Consider the following 20,207-nt stretch of genomic DNA (forward strand, 5'->3'; position numbering starts at 1 on the left):
ATCCGGGTAGGACGCTCTTGTGCTTGATTGTCAGTGCTGCAGGCGGGCTCTTCCTGAGCCGGCCACATAAGGTCCGAGCCCGATGGCCGGCGGAACGTTCAGAGGGGTGTGCCGCCACCGGGCGGGAATCAATCGGCCGTGGCGGTTGTCCACCGATTGAGCAAAACACAAACGAGGCCACCGCGATGAACATCCCGATTCCTGCTGAAACACCCGACCCGAATATTGATACACCGACCTTGCCGCCGACCGAGCCTGCGCCGATTCCCGAACAGGAACCGCCGGAAAGCGTGCCACCGGCAAAGGAAGAACCGCCTACGACTATGCCGCCAGTTATCGTGTAGGAGCCCGTAGCTAAGGCTTGTCCAGTAGTTTCACAATCCTTGGCATCACGCTGAACACCAGTAGCGCCAGCACGGTGCTCAGTACCGCAGTGGACTCCTTGCCCAACCCCGCCGCCACCCCGATGGCGGCGGTCATCCACAGGCCGGCTGCGGTGGTCAAGCCCTTGACGTGCTGGCCAGTGTCCTCCTCCTTGCCCTTGAGAATCGTCCCCGCGCCGAGGAAACCGATACCGGCGATCACCCCCTGCACCACCCGGCTCATGGCGTCTGCCTGGGAGCCGGACATCTGTGGCACCAGCACAAACAAGGCTGCGCCCATCGCCACCAGCATATGGGTGCGCACACCGGCGGCCTTGCCTTTCTGTTCGCGCTCAAAGCCCAGGATGCCACCCAGAATCGCGGCGATCAGCAGGCGTAGGGTGATTTGCGTCAGTTGCCGCGCATCGCCGATATCGGCGAATTCGCTTTGCAGGGTTTGCCAGACTTCTTGCCACCAGGCGTCCATGGTCCTGTCCTTTTCATGGGAGATAGAAGATGGACAGCAACGACCGCCAGTCAGTTGCGCCGAACCATTGGCCCGCGTGCATCACCTAATGAACAGCACCGAACAACCAGGAGAAGACCATGCCCGTACGTATCGAAAACCAGACCTGCTATTTCAAGACCGACGACAACGGTGAAGAACAACGCTGCAGCGTTTTGGAGGTGACGGTGATTACCGACAGCGACAAATCCATGTCGGCGGTCGAGATCGACGGCCAACGGATCTACATCACCGAAGCCGAGGCCGACGCCTTGACCGTCGCAGGTGCCATTGACGGGCGCAAGCACCTCAAGGCCAGCACCGGTGATTCGGTGATTTGATTGATCTGGATCAGCATGCCTTGCGTGCTGTTGATCCAGGCACCGGCCCCGCGGCTTGCGGGGTGCTGCACATTGTCGCAGCGGCGCGCTAAAAACTCATCTGATCCGCTTTTTATGGTTTTACCTGAGTCTGTTATGCAAACAGATCGCGGCCCATAGTTCATCCGCCTGATGGAGGCTGATGAGCGAAAGACCATGAGCGATAGAATCCCCGTCCGATTAGTAGAAAATTTCGAGCCTGCACATCCAAAGAAGATGAAGGCCAAATCCAGCGACAACCTGATTCACACCCGCAGTTTCACCGGCCTGTTCCGGACCTTGCGCATAAGCGGTGCAGGCTTTCTGTTCCTGGCGTTTTTTGGCACCGTGTGGCTGAACTGGGACTCACGCCAGGCGGTGTTGTGGGACCTGGCTGAAAGCAAGTTCCATATTTTTGGCGCAACCTTCTGGCCCCAGGATTTCATCCTGTTGTCGGCGCTGTTGATCATCTGTGCCTTCGGGCTGTTTGCCATTACGGTATTTGCCGGCCGCGTCTGGTGTGGCTACACCTGCCCGCAAAGCTCGTTTACCTGGCTGTTCATGTGGTGCGAGAAAGTCACCGAAGGTGAGCGAAACCAGCGGATCAAGCTGCAGGCCGCGCCCTGGAGCGTGAATAAACTGGCGCGCCGCGCCGCCAAACACACCCTGTGGCTGGCAATCAGTGTGCTGACCGGCTTGACCTTTGTCGGCTATTTCACCCCGATCCGGCCCCTGGCCGAGGAGCTGCTGACCTGGCAGATGGGCGGTGTCAGCCTGTTCTGGGTGCTGTTCTTTACCGGCGCCACCTACATCAACGCCGGCTGGCTGCGGGAAGCGGTGTGCATGCATATGTGCCCGTATGCACGGTTCCAGAGCGTGATGTTCGACAAGGACACCCTGACCATTTCCTACGACGCCGCCCGTGGCGAAAGCCGTGGCCCGCGCAAACGCGATGTGAACCCGGCCGATGTGGGTCTGGGCGACTGCATCGACTGCCACTTGTGCGTGCAGGTCTGCCCCACCGGCATCGACATCCGCGATGGCCTGCAGATGGAGTGCATCGGCTGCGCCGCCTGCATCGACGCCTGCGATTCGATCATGGATAAAATGGGTTATGCCCGGGGCTTGATCAGTTACACCTCCGAACATCAGTTGCAGGGTGGCAAGACCCACCTGCTGCGGCCACGCCTGATCGGCTACAGTGCCGTGCTGCTGGTGATGATCGCCGCCCTGGTGATGGCACTGGTGCAACGGCCCATGGTCTCGCTGGACGTCACCAAGGACCGTGGCATGTTCCGGGAGAACAGCCAGGGGTTGATCGAGAACATCTACAGTTTGAAGATCATCAACAAGACCCAGCAGCGCCAGGATTACCGCGTGCAACTGGTGGATGGTGAAGGCTTCCAGCTACAGGGCAAGACCGAGATCAGCCTGGAGCCAGGAGAGATCACGGATGTGCCGGTGTCTGTGGCGCTGACCCGTGACAAGCCGACCAGCAGCTCGCAAACCATCCGTTTCAAGGTGACGGATATCGACGAGCCAAGTGTTTATAGTGTCGCCGACAGCCGTTTTGTCGCGCCGCTGAACCGCTGACCCACGCAATCCCCCTGTGGGAGCAGGCTAGCCCTCTCCCACATTTTGACCGCTGTAGAACATTAGGATCACGATGAAACGCTACGAGAAATTTGCCGACGACATCGCTGAACTGATCCGCTCCGGCGTCCTCGGGCCGGGCCAGCGGGTGCCGTCGGTGCGCTATGCCAGCCAGACCTATGGCGTCAGCCCCTCCACGGTGTTCCAGGCCTATTACCTGCTGGAGCGCCGCGGCCTGATCCGGGCGCGGCCGCGCTCCGGGTATTTCGTCAATACCCACGCGCCCAGCCCGTTTTCGGAGCCGGCAGTCAGCGCCCATGTTCACGAATCCACCGAGGTGGACGTCAGTGAGCTGGTGTTCTCGGTACTGGATTCGATCAAGGATCCGCAGACCGTGCCCTTCGGCTCGGCCTTCCCCAGCCCGACGCTGTTCCCCCTGCAACGCCTGGCCCGCTCCATGGCCAGCGCCAGCCGCGAAATGGACCCGCGCATGGTGGTCACGGACATGTCGCCGGGCAACCCGCAACTGCGTCGGCAAATCGCCCTGCGCTACATGGTCGGTGGCTTGATGCTGCCCATGGAAGAGCTGCTGATCACCAACGGCGCCCTGGAAGCGCTGAACCTGTGCCTGCAAGCGGTGACTGAGCCTGGCGATCTGGTGGCCATCGAAGCCCCGGCGTTTTATGCCTGCCTGCAAGTGTTGGAGCGCTTGAAGCTCAAGGCCGTGGAAATTCCGGTGCATCCGCGTGATGGCATTGACCTGAAGGTGCTGGCCCAGACCCTGGAGCGCTACCCGATCAAGGCCTGCTGGTGTATGACCAGCTTCCAGAACCCCATGGGTGCGACCATGCCCGAGGCCAAGAAGCAGGAGCTGGTCGAGTTGTTGCGCGGGCACCAGGTGCCGCTGATTGAAGACGATGTGTACGCCGAACTGTACTACGGTCAACAGGCGCCCAAGCCGGCCAAGGCCTTCGACACTGAAGGCCTGGTGATGCACTGCGGTTCCTTCGCCAAGAGCCTGGCCCCGGGCTACCGCGTAGGCTGGGTTGCGGCAGGCCGCTACGCGCAAAAGATTGAACGTCTGAAGCTGATGACCTCGCTATGCGCCTCGATGCCGGCCCAGGCGGCCATTGCCGACTATCTGCAACACGGCGGCTACGACCGCCACCTGCGCAAATTGCGTTATGCCCTGGAAGAACAGCAAAGTGCCATGCTCGCGGCCATCGCCCGTTACTTTCCGGCGCAAACCCGGGTCAGTCAGCCCGCCGGCGGATATTTCCTGTGGCTGGAGCTGCCGGAGCAGACCGACTCGCTGAAACTGTTCCAGATGGCCCTGGCCCAGGGCATCAGCATTGCACCGGGGCCGATCTTTTCGCCGACCCAGCGTTTTCGTAACTGTATCCGTCTGAATTACGGCAGCCCCTGGGATGAAACAGCGGAAAAGGCCATGGAGACGCTGGGGCGGATTGTGCGTTCGTTTTGAAAAACGCCTTGAAATAGATCAGCTCAACGGTGCCGTTGGACCGCGTGATTGCGCGGTTTAACATTCGCCTCTTTTCACTCAAAAAAGAGAGGTGCCATGAACAATGTCCTACCACCATTTTTTCATTTTCCATTGCCCATCCCGCCCAACTACATGCGGGTCGCAGAACAGCGCGCAGTCCGCCAACTGACTGGCCCCATGGGACGCCCTGCGGGGGATCACCGTTCGGCGGAAAGGATTATCGAACAGAGTGCGGTGTTGACGGACTACGTCGACGGCAACGATCGCTGGCAATTGGACCGGGATCTCAAGCGGCATCTGGGCGACTGGACGCAAGCCAATCCGGACCCGGACGCTCGCGCCAACGCCGCCTACGATCTGGATAAGGTGTTGCGCTTCATTGATAACCTGGACGAGTGCAAGCTCGACGGTAGTGAGGAGCGCAACGGCAAGATAGACGGGTTTTCCGAAAGGGGTGTGGTCATCCTGCACAACTCCGAGGCTGACCGCCTGGACCAGTTCGCCCGCAAAGGCTACTCGGTGCTGCCCACCTTTTGACGCGTTACGGCAGGCCTGCTAGCGGCCGCCCCCCAGGTCAATAAACGTCCCGGTGGCGTAGGACGCCTTGTCCGACAACAGCCAGACAATCGCTTCCGCCACTTCATCCGGGCGCCCGCCGCGGGCCATGGGAATGCCGGACTCAAGCTTGCTGACCCGATCCGGGTCGCCGCTCAGGGCATGGAACTCGGTGTAGATGTAGCCGGGGCGCACGGCATTGACACGAATCCCCTCGCCCGCCACTTCCTTGGACAGGCCAACGGTGAAGCTGTCCAGCGCGCCCTTGGACGCCGCATAGTCCACATACTCACCGGGCGCGCCAATGCGCGAGGCCACCGACGAGACGTTGACGATGCTGCCACCCTGCCCGCCATGTTTGGGCGACATACGCAGCAGCGCATGCTTGGCACACAGGATCGGCCCCAGCACGTTGGTCTTGAGGACTTTCAGGATACGGAATTCGGACATCTCATCGACCCGTGATTTATGCCCGACGGTCCCGGCATTGTTGACCAGCGCGGTGACGCGCCCCAGTTCGGTGTCGACGCGGTTGAACAGGCTGATCACTTCGTCTTCGATGCTGACATCGGCGCGCACCGCAATGGCCTGGGCACCGAGCGCGCGCACTTGCTCCAGTACCCGCAGCGCGGCGACTTCATCGGACTGGAAATTGATGCAGATGCGATAGCCCTGTCGGGCCGCCAGCAAGGCTGTGGCGGCGCCGATCCCACGACTGCCACCGGTGATGATGACGACTTTGTCCATGCGTAGTGACTCCCCATTCAACCTGAGCTGTTGGATCCAAGAATACCTGCGCCTGTCAGGTTTTGCATGGACCGGGGTCAATTGATCTCACGGTGGGGTCAAGCGCTCCCTGGCCACGATGGCGCTCATAAAGGTATCCGCCGGCAGTGGGTGGCCCAGCAGGTAGCCTTGCAGCGAGTTACAGCCCAGGCGCGTGAGGAAATCCTGCTGCATGTCGGTCTCGACCCCCTCGGCAACGATGCGCAGGCCCAGGGCCTGGCCCAGGGCGACAATTGCCGAGACGATGGCGGCATCGTCGCTGTCCTGCTCCAGGTCGCGCACAAAGCCACGGTCGATTTTCAGCTCATTGGCCGGCAGGCGCTTGAGGTACATCAGGCTCGAGTAGCCGGTGCCAAAGTCGTCAATGGACAAATCCACGCCCATTTTCGAGAGTTCCTGCAACACCCGCATGCTCGCATCGGCATCGCTCATGGCCGTGGTTTCGGTGATTTCCAGGGTCAGGCTATTGGCCGGCAACTGGTGGCGCTGCAGGGCGTTGGCCACACTGGTGACCAGCCCGGCATGGCAGAACTGCAGGGCCGACAGGTTCACCGCAATACGCCAGTCCCGGTACCCCTGGGCAAACCACACCTGCATTTGCCGGCACGCTTCGTTGAGCACCCAATCGCCGATGGCGATGATCACCCCGGTTTTTTCCGCCAACTCGATAAACTTGTCCGGCAGCAACAGGCCGTGTTGTGGGTGCTCCCAGCGCAACAGGGCTTCGGCACCGATGGCGCGACCGCTGAGGGCGTCGAACTTGGGCTGGTAGTACAGGCGCAACTGCTGTTGTTCAACCGCCTTGCGCAAATCCTGCAACAGTTGCAGTTGCTTGCGCGCATTGGTGTTCATTGACACATCAAAAAAGCTGTAGCCGTTCTTGCCCATGCTCTTGGCGTGATACATCGCCGCATCGGCATTCATCAACAGTTCCTGGGGCGTTGCGCCGTTACCGGGGAACAGGGCAATGCCGACACTGGCGGAGATGCTCAAGTCATGCTCGGCTACGCGGAACGATTGGTTGATCAATCCCACCTGGCGTTCGGCCAGACGCAGCGCATCGTCGGGCTGGCTCAACTGCACCAGCAACACGAACTCATCGCCGCCGATCCGCGCCAGGGTGTCCTGGCTGCGCAGGTCTTCGCGCAGGCGCAGGCCCACCTCGCGCAGCAATTGGTCACCCAGATGATGGCCAAAGGCGTCATTGACCGGTTTAAAACCGTCGAGGTCGATAAACATCAGAGCAAAACACCCACCTTGCTCCGCGACCAACTGGGTAGCCTGCTGAATGCGATCGGCCAGCAGCGTACGGTTTGGCAGGCCGGTCAGCGTGTCGTGCAGGGCCAGGTGGGTGAGTTCCTGGTTGGCCAGGCTCAAGGAATCGGCCAACACAGCGGTGCGTGCTTCCAGGCGCGCATCGAGCAAGGAGGTCAATAGCGCGAAGGCCAGGATTGCCAGGGTGGTCACCAACACTAGATTGTCCAGGCCGGTGCCGCTCAGGCCATCCACAGACGCCCCGCAAAAACTGCCATCGGCAAAACGCGCCGCCGCCATGCCGGTGTAATGCATGCCGACGATGGCCACGCCCATCACCACCGCCGCAGCGCTCCGTGCCAGGCGTACATAGGGGGTGTTGCGCCGCAGTTTGAAGGCAATCCATAACGCGGCGGCCGAGGCCCCCACGGCAATCAGCAATGAGGCGATGAACAAGGTGGGGTCGTAGTCGATGCCCGGCATCATGCGCATGGCGGCCATGCCGGTGTAGTGCATGGTGCTGATCCCCGCCCCCATGATCAAGGCGCCAAACCCCAGTTGCCAGGCCGGCAGACGCGGTTGGTTGACCAGCCACAGGGCGAAGCCACTGGACAGGACGGCGATCAACAGCGACAGCGCCGTTATGCCGATGTCGTAGCCCAGGGCAATCGGCAGGCGAAACGCCAACATCCCGATAAAGTGCATCGACCACACGCCAATCCCCATGGCCAGGGCGCCGCCGGCCATCCACAGGTACACAGCCCGGCCCTTGGCGGTGGCAATCCGACCGGTCAGGTCCAGAGCGGTATAGGACGCCAGGATGGCCACAAACAGGGAGATCAGGACCAACGCGGGGGAATAACTGCCGGTAAGCATGTGACGTCTCATGGATGACGATGCGAACGGCGTCCGTGCCGGGGGAAAGTCGGGGATTGTAGCGAGAATAATTCTCGTACAGGTGGAATATTGTCACAAGGCCATTACTGAAAATGTATGGCCTGGGGAGGGGCGAAACTACAGTCGGTGGAAGCGGGCTTGCCCGCGATGGCGTCAGCAATAACCCCTGAGGGTTTATCAGCTGTTCATCCGTTATCGTTGACGACCATCGCCGACAGGGTCAGGGTTTTTCGTTTGGCTCCAACTGGCCATCCCAACCACCACCCAGCGCTGCAATCAGTTGCACGCTGGCCACCAGCCGGGTTTGCAGCAAGGTCAGCACGGTACGTTCGTTGCTCAACGCCGTCGCCTGGACGTTGACCACATCCAGGTAGGCAATCAGGCCGGCCTTGTACTGGTTCTGGGTCAGGCGCAGAGATTCCCGCGCGGACTCCAGGGCCTCGTTGCTCACGCCCGCCTCGTCTTCCAGAACCTTGAGCTGGACCATGTAGTTTTCCACCTCGCGGAAACCGTCGAGTACGGTCTGGCGGTACTTGGCCACGGTTTCGTCGTAGGACGCTTCGGCGCGGTCAACTTCTGCCGAGCGCTGCCCGCCGTCGAACAGGGTCATCGCCAGTTTCGGCCCCACCGACCAGAAGCGGTTGGGCAGGCTGATCCAGTCGGCATAGGTGCTGCTGGAGTAACCACCGGCCAGACTCAGGGTCAGGTCGGGGTAGTAGGCGGTTTTCGCCACGCCGATATTGGCGTTGGCGGCAATCACTGCGCGCTCCGCCGAGGCAATATCCGGGCGGCGTTCCAGCAGTTGCGATGGCAGGTTTGCAGGAATCTGCGGCAGTGCCGGTATGTCCTTGCTCACCGCCAGGTTGAACATGGCAGGAGGTTCGCCGATCAATACCGCGATGGCGTTTTCCAGTTGCGCCCGTTGCCAGATCAGGTCGATCAGGCTGGCCTGGGTACTCTTGAGCTGGGTCTGGGCCTGGGCGACAGCGTCCTTGCCTGAGACGCCGGCGCGGTACTGGTTCTGGGTCATTTGTAGCGAGCGCTGATAGGTCTCGACGGTGGTTTGCAGCAAGCGCGTCTGTTCGTCCATGACCCGCAATTGCAGGTAGTTCTGCACCAGTTCCGACTGCTGGCTCAGGCGCATGGCCGCCAGGTCGGCGGCGCTGGCTTGGGCGCTGGCGTCGCTGGCTTCCAGGCCTCGGCGTAATTTGCCCCAGATATCGGCTTCCCAGCTCACCCCCAACTGAGTGTTGAGGGTGTCGCGGATACCACTGCTGGAGCTGCTCAAGCTCGCATTACTGCTACCCGTGCCCTGGCTGGCGCGGGTTTTCCCGGCGCTCAGGTCGACGGTCGGAAAGAACGCGCCACGGGAGCTGCGTGCCGTGGCCTGGGCCTGACGGTAGCGGGCTTCGGCCTGGGCCACGGTCTGGTTGGCGTTGTTGAGCTTGTCCACCAGGCTGTTGAGTTGCTGGTCGCCATACAGCTCCCACCAGGCGCCACGGGCCAGGGCATCGCTAGGGGCGGCCTGGCGCCAGCCCTGGGCTTCTTTGTACTGCGCCGGCTCGGCAACTTGCGGGCGCTGGTAATCGGGGCCGATGGCGCAGGCGCTGAGGAACACGGCGCAAAACATCACCGTCAGTGCAGGGGCCCGGAAAACAATTGATTCGGTCATAGCGGAGTGTCCAGGGCAGCGTCGGTACGCACCCCGCGCCAGCCGTTGAAACGGTGGCGCAGGCGGTCGAGATAGAGGTAAACCACCGGGGTGGTGTAAAGGGTCAGGATCTGGCTGAAGACCAGCCCGCCGATAATGGTCAGGCCCAGGGGCTGGCGCATTTCCGCGCCTTCGGCGGTGCTCAGCAGCAACGGCAAGGCCCCGAGGATCGCCGCCAGGGTGGTCATCAGGATCGGCCGCAAGCGCAGCAAACAAGCACTGCGTATGGATTCCAGGGGCTGCATGCCTTCCTTGCGCTCCAGCTGCAGGGCCAGGTCGATCATCAGGATCGCGTTTTTCTTCACCACGCCAATCAGCAGGAACAGACCCAGTAGCGAGATCAGGCTGAACTCGCCGCCCAGCACGTAGATCGACAACAGCGCGCCGACCCCGGCCGAGGGCAGGGTCGAGAGGATGGTCAGCGGGTGAATGTAGCTTTCATAGAGAATCCCCAGCACCAGGTACACCGCGACCAATGCGCCGAGGATCATGAAGGGCTGGCTTTTCTGGGTGGCGGCGAAGGCATCGGCGGTGCCGGCCATCTTGGCGATCACGTCTTCCGGCAAGCCGACCTTGGCAATCGCCCGCTCGATGGCGGCCGTGCCCTGCTCCACCGTGACCCCGGGCGCCATGTCGAAGGCAATGTCTTCGGAGGCAAACTGCCCTTCGTGGCTGACGCGGTCGTCGGCCAGGCTGTTTTCGTAGTGGGCAATGGTCGACAGCGGAATTCGCGCGCCGTCAGCGGTAATCACCTGCACCTGATTGAGGGTGATCGGGTCCTGGGCGTATTTCGGATTGACCTCCATCACCACCCGGTACTGGTTGAGGCTGTCATAAATGGTGGAAATCTGCCGCTGGCTGTAGGCGTTGTTCAGCACCGAGGTAACCATGTTCATGTCTACGCCCAGGCGCTTGGCCTGATCGCGATCAACAATCAGCGTCACCTGTTGCGCACCCCGCCCTTCGCGGGCGTCGATGGCGGTTAGTTCCGGCAACTCGCGCAGCGCGGCGACCACTTTCGGGTACCACAGGCGCAAGGCCGCCAGGTCGCCACTTTGCAGGATGTAGGAATATTGCGAAGACGTCTGGTCGCGGCCACCACCAAATTGCAGATCCTGGTCGGCCATCAGCATCAAGCGGCCACCGGGTACCAGGGGCACGTTCTTGCGCAAGCGCTCGATCACCGCCTGGGCCGACAGCTGGCGTTCCTTGATCGGCTTGAGGCGCACCAGCATCACCGCGTTGTTGGTGCCGTTGCTGCCACCGATAAAACCCGCCACGCTTTCCACTGCCGGGTCTTGCAACACGGCTTTGCGGAAGATCTCCATCTTCGGCTGCATGACGCTGAATGACAGGCCGTCATCGCCGCGCACAAAACCGATCAATTGCCCGGTGTCCTGTTGCGGCATAAAGGTTTTGGGCACCACCACATACAGCGCGATATTCACCCCGATGGTCACGAACAGGCTGAGCAGGGTCAGCCGCTTGTGCCGCAGCACCCAGTCCAGGCTACGGGCGTAACCCGCGACCATATGGTCGTTGACCTTCTGGCTCCAACGCTGCAAACCGGTCTCCTGCCCTTTGACATGGGGCTTGAGCCAGCGCGCGCAGAGCATCGGGGTCAGGGTCAGCGAAACCACCAGCGACACAATGATCGCCGCCGCCAGGGTGATGGAAAATTCACGGAACAGGCTGGTGACAATCCCGCCCATAAACAGGATCGACAGGAACACCGCCACCAGCGACACGTTCATCGACAGCAGGGTAAAACCGACCTCCTTGGCCCCCAGGTACGCTGCCTTCATTGGCGCGATACCGTTGTCGATATGCCGGGAAATGTTCTCCAGCACCACGATGGCATCGTCCACCACCAGGCCGGTGGCGAGGATCAGGGCCATCAGCGACAGGTTGTTCAGGGAAAATCCATAGAGGTACATGATCGCAAAAGTGCCCACCAGCGACACCGGCACCGCCAGGGTCGGGATCAGCGAGGCGCGGAAGTTGCCGAGGAACAGGTACACCACCAGGATCACCAGGGCCACGGCAATCAGCAGGGTCATTTCTGCCTCATGCAGGGTGGCGGTGATCACCGGCGAACGGTCCATGGCCAGGTTGAGCTTGACGCTGGACGGCAACACCGCCTGCAACGCCGGCAACTGGGCCTTGATCTGCTTGACGGTCTCGATGATGTTGGCGCCGGACTGGCGGTTGATCACCAGCAACACCGCTGCATCATTGTTGAAAAAACCGCTGTTGTAGCGGTCTTCGACGCCATCGCTGATCTTCGCCACATCGCTCAGGCGCAAGGCGGCACCGTCCTGGTAGCGGATCAGCAGCGGCTCATAATCCTTGGCCTTTTCCAGCTGGTCATTGGCCTGGATCTGCCAGTTGCGCTCGCCATCTTCCACCGAGCCCTTGGGCCGGCGCACGTTGGCATTGGCAATGGTGTCGCGCACCTCATCCAGGGACACGCCGTACTGGTCGAGGGCCTTGGGCTCCAGCTCGATGCGCACCGCCGGCAGGGAGCTGCCGCCGATCTGCACCTCGCCCACACCCGGTACCTGGGACAGGCTTTGCGAGAGGATGGTGGACGCCAGGTCGTAGAGCTGGCCCTTGGGCAACACGTCCGAGGTCAGCGACAGCACCATGATCGGCGCCTGGGACGGGTTGATCTTCCTGTAGGTGGGCATGCTGCGCATGCCGCTGGGCAACAGGTTGCGCGAGGCGTTGATTGCCGCCTGCACTTCCCGCGCCGCGCCGTTGATATCACGGTCGGAGTCAAACGCCAGAATCACCCGGGTCGAGCCCTGGCTGGACGAACTGCTGAGGGTGGTGACCCCGGCAATCGCGCCAAAGGACCGTTCCAGCGGCGTGGCCACGGTAGACGCCATCACTTCCGGGCTCGCGCCAGGCAGGCTGGCAGAGACCACAATCACCGGGAAGTCGATCTGCGGCAACGGCGACACTGGCAGCAGGCTGAAACTGACGCCACCCAGCAACATGATCGCCAGGCTCAGCAGCATGGTGGCTACCGGCCGGCGGATAAAAGGTCCGGACAGGTTCATGGCTCAACCGGCTCCAGCGCTTCGGACTTGCGCCAGCGACGGCCAAGGCGGTCGAAGTACAGATAGATCACCGGCGTGGTAAACAGCGTGAGGATCTGGCTCAACAGCAAGCCACCGACCATCACCAGGCCCAGGGGTTGGCGCAACTCTGCGCCGGAGCCGGTGGCCAGCATCAAGGGCACCGCACCGAACAGCGCCGCCAGGGTGGTCATCAGGATCGGCCTGAAACGCAACAACGCCGCCTGGTAGATTGCGGTCTGCGGGTCCAGGCCCTGGTTGCGTTCGGCGTCGAGGGCGAAGTCAATCATCATGATCGCGTTCTTCTTCACGATGCCGATCAGCAGGATGATGCCGATGATCGCGATCATCCCCAGGTCATTGCCCGTGAGCAGCAACGCCAGCAAGGCCCCCACCGCTGCCGATGGCAAGGTCGAGAGGATGGTGATCGGGTGGATATAGCTCTCGTACAGCACGCCCAGCACGATATACATGGTCACCACTGCCGCCAGGATCAGCAGCAACGTACTCGACAGCGAGGCTTCGAACGCCTGGGCGGCGCCCTGGAACTGGGTCTGCACGCCGACCGGCATGCCAATGTCCTTCTGCACCTGGTTGATCAGCTCCACACCCTTGCCCAGGGCCACGCCGGGGGCCAGGTTGAATGACATCATTACTGCGGGGAACTGGCCGATATGGGTAATCGCCAACTGCGCCTGGCGCTGCTCGATGCGGGCCAGGCTGGACAGGCGCACCTGGCCGCCATCGGTGGTTTTCACATGGATCTGGTTCAGCGCGTCCGGCCCCAGGCTTTCGCCGGACTGGGCCTGCAGCACCACGCGGTACTGGCTGGCCTGGGTGTAGATCGTGGAAATCTGCCGCTGGCCGAAGGCGTCGTACAGGGCGTCGGTGATATTGGCTACCGACACGCCCAGGCGCGAGGCCGCGTCGCGGTCGATCACCATGTACACCTGCAAGCCTTTGTCCTGCAGGTCGCTGGCCACATCGGTGAGTTCCGGGTACTGGCTCAGGGCCTGTACCAGCTTGCCGCTCCACAGGGCCAGCAGGTCGGCATCCGGGGAGGACATGCTGAATTGGTACTGGGTGCGGCTGACACGGTCTTCGATGGTCAGGTCCTGCACCGGCTGCATAAACAGACGGATCCCCACCAGTTTGTCCAGTGTCGGTTGCAGGCGTGCAATCACCTCGACGGCGCTCAAGTCCCGCTCTTTATGGGGCTTGAGGTTGATCAGCAGGCGGCCGCTATTGAGGGTGGCGTTATCGCCATCGACGCCAATGTAGGAAGAAAGACTTTCCACTGCGGGATCTTCGAGGATGATCTTCGCCAGCTCCTGCTGGCGCTGGCTCATGGCCGCAAAGGATATCGACTGGGGTGCCTCGGAAATGCCCTGGATCACCCCGGTGTCCTGCACCGGGAAGAAGCCCTTGGGCACCACCAGGTACAACACCACCGTCAGGCCCAGGGTGGCAATGGCCACCAACAGGGTCAGCGGCTGATGCTTGAGCACCCATTGCAGCTTGCGCCCGTAGGCGGCAACCAGCCAGTCGATCCACGCGCCACTGGCCTTGTAGAAACGCCCTTGTTCTGCTTCCTTGGGTTCGCGTTTGAGCAGGCGTGCGCACATCATCGGCGTCAGGGTCAGGGACACCACCAGGGAAATCAGGATCGCCACCGCCAGGGTGATGGCAAATTCGCGGAACAGCCGCCCGACCACATCGGCCATGAACAGCAGCGGGATCAAGACCGCGATCAGCGACAGGGTCAGGGAAACCAGGGTGAAGCCGATCTGCTTGGCGCCCTTGAGCGCGGCCGCCATCGGCGTCTCGCCTTCCTCGATATAGCGGGAAATGTTCTCCAGCATCACGATGGCATCGTCCACCACAAACCCAGTGGCGATGGTCAGGGCCATCAGCGTCAGGTTATTGATGGAGAAGCCAGCCAGGTACATCACGCCAAAGGTGCCGATCAGCGACAACGGCACGGCAATCGACGGGATGATGGTGGCGCTGAAACGGCGCAGGAACAGGAACGTCACCATTACCACCAACGCAATGGCGATCAGCAGTTCATGCTGCACATCGGTGACCGAGGCGCGGATGGTCTGGGTGCGGTCGGTGAGTACCGTCACGTCGAGACCGGCTGGCAGGTTGTCGGTGATGCTCGGCAGCAGCGCCTTGATCCGGTCCACCACCTCGATCACGTTGGCGCCCGGCTGGCGCTGGATATTGAGCAATACGGCCTGGTTTTCATTGGCCCAGGCGGCTAGGCGTTCGTTTTCTGCGCCATCGACGATTTGCGCGACGTCTTTGAGGCGCAGCGGTGCACCGTTGCTGTAGGCCAGGATCAGTTCGGCGTACTGCTCGGGCGATACCAACTGGTCGTTGGCATCGAGCATCGACACCCGTGTCGGGCCGTCGAAGTTGCCCTTGGGCTGGTTGACGTTGGAGGCGGCGATCAGGCTGCGTACGTCGGCCAGGTTCAAGCCATTGGCCGCCAGGGCCTCGGGGTTGACCTTGATCCGCACGGCCTGGCGCTGGCCGCCGGCGATGCTGACCATGCCCACGCCGCTGATCTGCGCGATCTTTTGCGCCATGCGCGTATCGACCAGGTCATTGAGCTTGGGCAACAGCATGGTCTTGGAGGTGACGGCCAGGGTCAGTACCGGGGTATCGGCCGGGTTGACCTTGTTGTACACCGGCGGCGCCGGCAGGTCCGAGGGCAACAGGTTGCTGGCCGCGTTGATCGCCGCCTGCACCTGTTGCTCGGCCACGTCCATATTGACGTCGAGGTTGAAGCGCAGGGTCAGGACCGAGGCCCCGCCGGAACTGGTGGAGGCCATCTGCGTCAGGCCCGGCATTTGCCCGAACTGGCGTTCCAGGGGCGCGGTGACCGCGCTGGTCATCACGTCCGGGCTGGCGCCGGGGTACAGGGTCATGACGCGGATGGTCGGGTAATCCACCTGGGGCAAGGCCGACACCGGCATCAAGCGATAGGCGATCAGGCCGGCCAGGACAATGGCCAGCATGCTCAGGGTGGTGGCGACGGGCCTGAGGATAAACAGCCGTGACAGGTTCATGCGCCGGCCTTTTGCGCCTTGCCGGCTTCAGCCGTCGGGCTGCCTTCGCCTTGTGCCGCGGGTTTGCCCTGCAAGTGTTCGGTCGGGCCGGTGGGCACCTGGTTGCTGTCGTTGACCACTTCCACATCGGTGCCATCTTTCAGGCGATCGGTGCCTTCCAGCACTACGCGATCGCCGGCGGCCAGGCCTTCCTTGACCACGGTGTTCTGGCCATCGGTCTCACCAATCACCAGGGTGCGAATCTTGACCTTCTTGTCACCGTCCAGGGCGTAGACAAAGGTGCCATTGGTGCCGAACTGAATCGCGGCCGAAGGTACCAGCACCACGTTTTTCAGGGTGTCGGCCAGCAGCCGCACGTTGACGAACTGGTTGGGGAACAGCACCTGGTCGTGGTTATCGAAGCGCGCCTTGAATTTCAGGGTGCCGGTGGTGACGTCGATCTGGTTGTCCAGGCTTTGCAGCACGCCGGTGGCTTGCAGTTGCAGGTCGCCACGGTCCCAGGCCTGCACCGGCAGCTTGTTGCCACCGCGATAGCGGGCCAGTACGGTTTGCAGGGTGTTTTCCGGCAAGGTGAACGCCACGCTGATCGGCTGGGTCTGGGTGATGATCGCCAGGGCGGTGGTGTCATTAGCCGCCACCAGGTTACCGACGTCCAACTGGCGCAAGCCAACGCGCCCGGAAATCGGCGCACGGATCTTGGTGAACTCAAGGTTGAGCTTGGCGTCATCCACCGCCCCCTGGTTGGTCTTGACCGTGCCCTGGTATTGCAGGACCAGCGCGGCAGCGGTGTCCAGGGTCTGCTTGGCGATGCTGTCCTGTTCGTAGAGGCCGCGATAACGCTCAAGGTCAACCTGAGCGTTTTTCAATTGCGCCTGGTTTTGCATCAGTGTGCCCTGGGCCTGGAGCAAGGCATTCTGATAACTGCGCGGGTCGATTTCCGCCAGCAGGTCGCCGGCCTTGACCATCTGCCCCTCTTCAAAGGCGATCTTGACCAGCTCCCCCCCGACCCGGCTGCGCACATTGATGGTGTTCAAGGCCGTCACCGTCCCCAGTGCCTTGTAGTACACCGGGAAATCCCCTGCGACCGCGGGTGCGACACGTACCGGCACCGCCGCACCCGAGCCGCCGAAGCCGGGACGCATCATCCCGGTCTTGCTGGTCCTGGCTGCCGGGGCCTCCTTCTGGGCGGTGCCGGTCGGCCAGAATTTCCAGCACAGGAAGGCAACAACCAACAGGACGAGCAAGCCAAACAGCCAGCGGCGGGAACTACGGGGGGACGATTGCATGGATTGATCAACCATTGGAGGCGAGGGCTTCTACTGTGGGAGGCTGAAAGATAAGCACTGGGGCGCGTTTAGAAAAGCGCCTTTACCGGCTATTTACCTTCAGGCTTACAAACATTTACTTTTCGTGGGGCAACATCAGCTATTTGGCCTAAACCGCTGAAGCACAAATAAAAACGGCCTGGACTAGGCCAGGCCGCAAGCATGCATCATACGTGTTACTGCAAAGCGACAGTAACGCGCTGCCGCAATTACTTCAGTACAGCCAGGGCCGCTTCGTAGTTTGGCTCTTCGGCGATTTCGCCAACCAGCTCGCTGTGCAGCACCTTGTCGTTTTCGTCCAGTACCACCACCGCGCGGGCGGTCAGGCCCTTGAGGGCGCCGTCGGCAATGGATACACCGTAGTCAACGGCAAAATCGGCGCTGCGGAAGTCCGACAGGCTCTTCACGTTTTCCAGGCCTTCGGCGCCGCAGAAACGCGCCTGGGCAAATGGCAGGTCGGTGGAGATGCACAGTACAACGGTGTTGTTCAGCTCGTTGGCCTGGGCATTGAACTTGCGTACCGACGTGGCGCAGGTCGGGGTGTCAACGCTTGGGAAGATGTTCAGTACTTTGCGCTTGCCGGCGAAAGTCGCCAGGGTGACGTCCGACAGATCGCCTGCGGTCAGGGAAAAGTCGAGGGCCTGGCTACCGATTTGCGGCAACTGGCCTTCAACCTGGACCGGGTTGCCTTTGAGGGTGACTTGAGCCATGAACGGAATCCTTATGCTGGGTTAGATGAAACGAATTCGAGAGGCGGAAGTTAACCACAAAGTGCGAATGACACCTATGGCCGAACACAAAATGTCATGACTGCGCCCGCGCCGGGCTGCTGTGGTTTAATTGCGCCGCGTTTGCCTGCCCTTGAAGGAATTCACCGTTGAAAAGTCAGCCTGCCACCCACGTCCTGGTTATCGGTTACGTCTGGCCGGAGCCCCGCTCCTCGGCCGCCGGCGGGCATATGATGCAGATCCTGGAAAGTTTTCTGGCGCAAGGCTGGGCCATCACCTTCAGCAGCCCGGCCGCTATCGGTGAACACAAGGCTGACCTGGCGGCACTGGGTATCCGCGAATGCGCCATCGAGCTCAATAACTGCAGTTTCGACGACTTTATCCGTGAACTGGCCCCGGATATCGTGTTGTTCGATCGCTTTATGATGGAGGAGCAGTTCGGCTGGCGGGTGGAGAAGCATTGCCCGGATGCCCTGCGCGTCCTGGAAACCTCGGACTTGCAAAGCCTGCGCGATGCCCGCCAGCAGCGCCTGAAAGACTACCTGAAGCAGCAGCCACACGCGGATGACTTCAGCCCCGTGTTCGCCCCGGCCCTGGACGAAGAGTTCCAGAGGATGGCCGATACCGACCTGGCCAAGCGCGAGATCGCGGCGATCTACCGCTGTGATATCAGCCTGATGATTTCCGATGTGGAGATCCAACTGCTCACCGAACAGTTCAAGGTGCCCGCCGCCCTGCTCCACTGGTGCCCGTTGATGATCGACGCCCCCAGCGAGGGGTTTATCCCCTATGAGGACCGCGCGCATTTCCTGAGCATCGGTAACTTCCGCCACGCCCCCAACTGGGATGCGGTGCTCTGGATGAAAAACAGCCTCTGGCCGTTGATTCGCCAGCAGCTCCCCGGCGCCCAGTTGCACATCTATGGTGCCTACACCCCCCCCAAGGCCACCGCGCTGCACAATCCGGCCCAGGGTTTTCATGTGATGAACTGGGCCGAGGACGCCCTGCAAGTGATGTCGGCTGCGCGCATCTGCCTGGGCCCGTTGCGCTTCGGTGCCGGGATCAAGGGCAAGCTGGCCGATGGCATGCTCTGCGGCACCCCGAGCATTACCACCCCCATCGGCGCCGAAGGCATGACCGACGGGCAGCCCTGGCCCGGGACGGTCGCCCAGAGCGCCACGGCCCTGGCCGCCGCCGCCGTGGCGCTATACGAAGATCGGCAAGCCTGGACCGAGGCCCAGGCCAATGGCCGTGCGCTGCTGGCCCGTCGCTTTGCCCCGCAGGTCCACGGGCCCGCACTGGTTGAACGCCTGCAACATTGCCTGGGCGAACTGGCGCAGCACCGGCGCAACAACTTTACCGGCAGCATGTTGCGCCACCACCTGCATAAAAGTACCCAGTACATGGCGCAGTGGATCGAGGCAAAAAACCGCGTTCTTTAAACACCGACGCTGGCGAGGTGGCGCGCAACGGGGCATTATCGGCTGCGCAACCACAATAAAAGCGACGCCAGCATGAGCCGAGCAACGCGCATCACCGACCCTTCCTACGAGTTGATGGACGATCACAACGGCCTGTCCATCATCTATCGCCAGCACGGCTTCCCCTGCCCGCTGGTGCGCTGGCACTTCCACAAGGAGTACGAGTTGCACCTGATTGTCGCCAGCTCCGGCAAGGTGTTTATCGGCGACTATATCGGCAACTTCCACCCGCAAAGCCTGTTCCTTACCGGCCCCAACTTGCCCCACAACTGGATCAGCCAGGTGGAGGAAGACGAAGTGGTGCCCAAGCGCGACATGTTGGTGAATTTCACCGATGAGTTGCTGGAAGGCGGCAGCCAGGTCTTCACTGAACTCAAGAGCCTCTCGCCGCTGTTGGAGCGGGCACAATACGGCATTGAGTTCCGCTGCCAAAAGACCATCGCCCAGGCGTTGACCTTGATGCAGCGCATCGAAGACACCCATGGGATGGCGCGGCTGGGGCATTTTTTTGTGCTGCTGGAGGCGCTCTGTGCCTGCGAGGACTACCAAGTGCTGTCGGGAGGAGCCACCGCGCAGTTGGCCGATGAGCACAGCATCGACAGGACCAACCGTGCGGTGGACTACATTTTTGCCCATTACGCGCGGGAATTGTCCCTGGAAGAAGTCGCACACTACCTGGGGATGAAACCCACCTACTTTTCCCGGGTGTTCAAGCAAGCCACCGGCCGCACCTTCATCGAGTTCGTCAATCGCCTGCGGATCAGCAAGTCCTGCGAACTGCTGGCCGATGGCGATAAGGCCGTGACCGATGTGTGCTTCGAGTCGGGCTTCAACAACATCTCCAATTTCAACCGGCGCTTCCAGCAGCTCAAAGGCATGACGCCGTCGCATTACCGACGCCTGGCGGTACAGCGCCTGACCGAGCAGAACCTGGCCTGAGCGGCTGAGAACGCTTCACTCACAACCGCCCGTCGCCACTGTCAATTT

Annotated in this window: 15 protein-coding genes; 7 read left to right on the forward strand and 8 right to left on the reverse strand. The window is 61.7% G+C overall.

Going from position 1 to position 20,207, the window contains the following annotated elements:
* Positions 1 to 185: 185 nt before the first annotated feature.
* Positions 186 to 344 (forward strand): hypothetical protein, encoded by a 159-nt coding sequence (locus PSH73_RS12935; RefSeq protein WP_162947732.1) that lies wholly within the window; start codon positions 186 to 188, stop codon positions 342 to 344.
* 10 nt (positions 345 to 354) lie between these two features.
* Here the strand turns inward: PSH73_RS12935 and PSH73_RS12940 are convergent, their stop codons facing one another.
* The gene (locus PSH73_RS12940; protein WP_057444089.1) at positions 355 to 849 is read right to left on the reverse strand and encodes an MgtC/SapB family protein; all 495 of its coding nucleotides are present in this window, start codon (positions 847 to 849) and stop codon (positions 355 to 357) included.
* Between the two features lie 119 nt (positions 850 to 968).
* Between PSH73_RS12940 and PSH73_RS12945 the strand changes: the two genes are divergently transcribed.
* From PSH73_RS12945 to PSH73_RS12960, 4 genes are all read left to right on the forward strand, one after another.
* Positions 969 to 1,208, forward strand: coding sequence for a DUF3203 family protein (locus PSH73_RS12945; RefSeq protein ID WP_057436618.1), 240 nt, complete (start codon positions 969 to 971; stop codon positions 1,206 to 1,208).
* A 195-nt stretch (positions 1,209 to 1,403) separates the two neighbouring features.
* Complete coding sequence (ccoG, locus tag PSH73_RS12950; RefSeq protein WP_115128259.1) at positions 1,404 to 2,819, forward strand: cytochrome c oxidase accessory protein CcoG; 1,416 nt, start codon at positions 1,404 to 1,406, stop codon at positions 2,817 to 2,819.
* A 73-nt stretch (positions 2,820 to 2,892) separates the two neighbouring features.
* Positions 2,893 to 4,302: a GntR family transcriptional regulator MpaR gene (mapR, locus tag PSH73_RS12955; protein WP_057436622.1), complete on the forward strand. Its 1,410-nt coding sequence runs from the start codon at positions 2,893 to 2,895 to the stop codon at positions 4,300 to 4,302.
* 198 nt (positions 4,303 to 4,500) lie between these two features.
* Positions 4,501 to 4,860: a hypothetical protein gene (locus PSH73_RS12960; protein WP_225923789.1), complete on the forward strand. Its 360-nt coding sequence runs from the start codon at positions 4,501 to 4,503 to the stop codon at positions 4,858 to 4,860.
* 18 nt (positions 4,861 to 4,878) lie between these two features.
* On the opposite strand, the gene PSH73_RS12965 is transcribed toward PSH73_RS12960, so the two are convergent.
* The 7 genes from PSH73_RS12965 to tpx form a co-directional block, all read right to left on the reverse strand.
* Positions 4,879 to 5,625 carry an SDR family oxidoreductase gene (locus PSH73_RS12965; protein ID WP_198817327.1) on the reverse strand — a complete coding sequence of 249 codons (747 nt, stop codon included), beginning with the start codon at positions 5,623 to 5,625 and terminating at the stop codon, positions 4,879 to 4,881.
* A gap of 87 nt (positions 5,626 to 5,712) precedes the next feature.
* Positions 5,713 to 7,794 carry a bifunctional diguanylate cyclase/phosphodiesterase gene (locus PSH73_RS12970; RefSeq protein WP_305462657.1) on the reverse strand — a complete coding sequence of 694 codons (2,082 nt, stop codon included), beginning with the start codon at positions 7,792 to 7,794 and terminating at the stop codon, positions 5,713 to 5,715.
* Between the two features lie 241 nt (positions 7,795 to 8,035).
* The gene (locus tag PSH73_RS12975) at positions 8,036 to 9,487 is read right to left on the reverse strand and encodes an efflux transporter outer membrane subunit (RefSeq protein ID WP_198799288.1); all 1,452 of its coding nucleotides are present in this window, start codon (positions 9,485 to 9,487) and stop codon (positions 8,036 to 8,038) included.
* Positions 9,484 to 12,591, reverse strand: coding sequence for an efflux RND transporter permease subunit (locus PSH73_RS12980; RefSeq protein WP_057959463.1), 3,108 nt, complete (start codon positions 12,589 to 12,591; stop codon positions 9,484 to 9,486). The genes PSH73_RS12975 and PSH73_RS12980 overlap by 4 nt, the downstream gene beginning before the upstream one ends.
* Positions 12,588 to 15,686, reverse strand: coding sequence for an MdtB/MuxB family multidrug efflux RND transporter permease subunit (locus PSH73_RS12985; protein WP_120733168.1), 3,099 nt, complete (start codon positions 15,684 to 15,686; stop codon positions 12,588 to 12,590). Before PSH73_RS12985 ends, PSH73_RS12980 begins: the two co-directional genes overlap by 4 nt.
* The gene (locus tag PSH73_RS12990; protein WP_120733170.1) at positions 15,683 to 16,987 is read right to left on the reverse strand and encodes an MdtA/MuxA family multidrug efflux RND transporter periplasmic adaptor subunit; all 1,305 of its coding nucleotides are present in this window, start codon (positions 16,985 to 16,987) and stop codon (positions 15,683 to 15,685) included. The genes PSH73_RS12985 and PSH73_RS12990 overlap by 4 nt, the downstream gene beginning before the upstream one ends.
* Before the next feature lie 233 nt (positions 16,988 to 17,220).
* A complete protein-coding gene (gene tpx, locus PSH73_RS12995; RefSeq protein ID WP_057436626.1) occupies positions 17,221 to 17,721 on the reverse strand; it encodes a thiol peroxidase in 501 nt (166 codons plus the stop codon).
* A 167-nt stretch (positions 17,722 to 17,888) separates the two neighbouring features.
* Here tpx and PSH73_RS13000 point away from each other — a divergent pair, with 167 nt between their 5' ends.
* Together PSH73_RS13000 and PSH73_RS13005 are read left to right on the forward strand one after the other, a co-directional pair.
* On the forward strand, positions 17,889 to 19,181 hold the full coding sequence (locus PSH73_RS13000; protein ID WP_305462659.1) for a glycosyltransferase: 1,293 nt from the start codon (positions 17,889 to 17,891) through the stop codon (positions 19,179 to 19,181).
* A 72-nt stretch (positions 19,182 to 19,253) separates the two neighbouring features.
* A complete protein-coding gene (locus tag PSH73_RS13005) occupies positions 19,254 to 20,159 on the forward strand; it encodes an AraC family transcriptional regulator (protein ID WP_057436628.1) in 906 nt (301 codons plus the stop codon).
* The last annotated feature ends 48 nt before the right edge of the window (positions 20,160 to 20,207 follow it).

Source organism: Pseudomonas sp. FP2294 (genome assembly GCF_030687625.1).
Taxonomy (GTDB): Bacteria; Pseudomonadota; Gammaproteobacteria; order Pseudomonadales; family Pseudomonadaceae; genus Aquipseudomonas; species Aquipseudomonas shahriarae.

Bases quoted from the DNA above. Each gene is read 5' to 3' on its own strand.
- PSH73_RS12935 (WP_162947732.1), top strand. From the start codon at position 186: ATGAACATCCCGATTCCTGCTGAAACACCCGACCCGAATATTGATACA.
- PSH73_RS12940 (WP_057444089.1), bottom strand. From the start codon at position 849: ATGGACGCCTGGTGGCAAGAAGTCTGGCAAACCCTGCAAAGCGAATTC.
- PSH73_RS12945 (WP_057436618.1), top strand. From the start codon at position 969: ATGCCCGTACGTATCGAAAACCAGACCTGCTATTTCAAGACCGACGAC.
- ccoG (WP_115128259.1), top strand. From the start codon at position 1,404: ATGAGCGATAGAATCCCCGTCCGATTAGTAGAAAATTTCGAGCCTGCA.
- mapR (WP_057436622.1), top strand. From the start codon at position 2,893: ATGAAACGCTACGAGAAATTTGCCGACGACATCGCTGAACTGATCCGC.
- PSH73_RS12960 (WP_225923789.1), top strand. From the start codon at position 4,501: ATGGGACGCCCTGCGGGGGATCACCGTTCGGCGGAAAGGATTATCGAA.
- PSH73_RS12965 (WP_198817327.1), bottom strand. From the start codon at position 5,625: ATGGACAAAGTCGTCATCATCACCGGTGGCAGTCGTGGGATCGGCGCC.
- PSH73_RS12970 (WP_305462657.1), bottom strand. From the start codon at position 7,794: ATGCTTACCGGCAGTTATTCCCCCGCGTTGGTCCTGATCTCCCTGTTT.
- PSH73_RS12975 (WP_198799288.1), bottom strand. From the start codon at position 9,487: ATGACCGAATCAATTGTTTTCCGGGCCCCTGCACTGACGGTGATGTTT.
- PSH73_RS12980 (WP_057959463.1), bottom strand. From the start codon at position 12,591: ATGAACCTGTCCGGACCTTTTATCCGCCGGCCGGTAGCCACCATGCTG.
- PSH73_RS12985 (WP_120733168.1), bottom strand. From the start codon at position 15,686: ATGAACCTGTCACGGCTGTTTATCCTCAGGCCCGTCGCCACCACCCTG.
- PSH73_RS12990 (WP_120733170.1), bottom strand. From the start codon at position 16,987: ATGGTTGATCAATCCATGCAATCGTCCCCCCGTAGTTCCCGCCGCTGG.
- tpx (WP_057436626.1), bottom strand. From the start codon at position 17,721: ATGGCTCAAGTCACCCTCAAAGGCAACCCGGTCCAGGTTGAAGGCCAG.
- PSH73_RS13005 (WP_057436628.1), top strand. From the start codon at position 19,254: ATGAGCCGAGCAACGCGCATCACCGACCCTTCCTACGAGTTGATGGAC.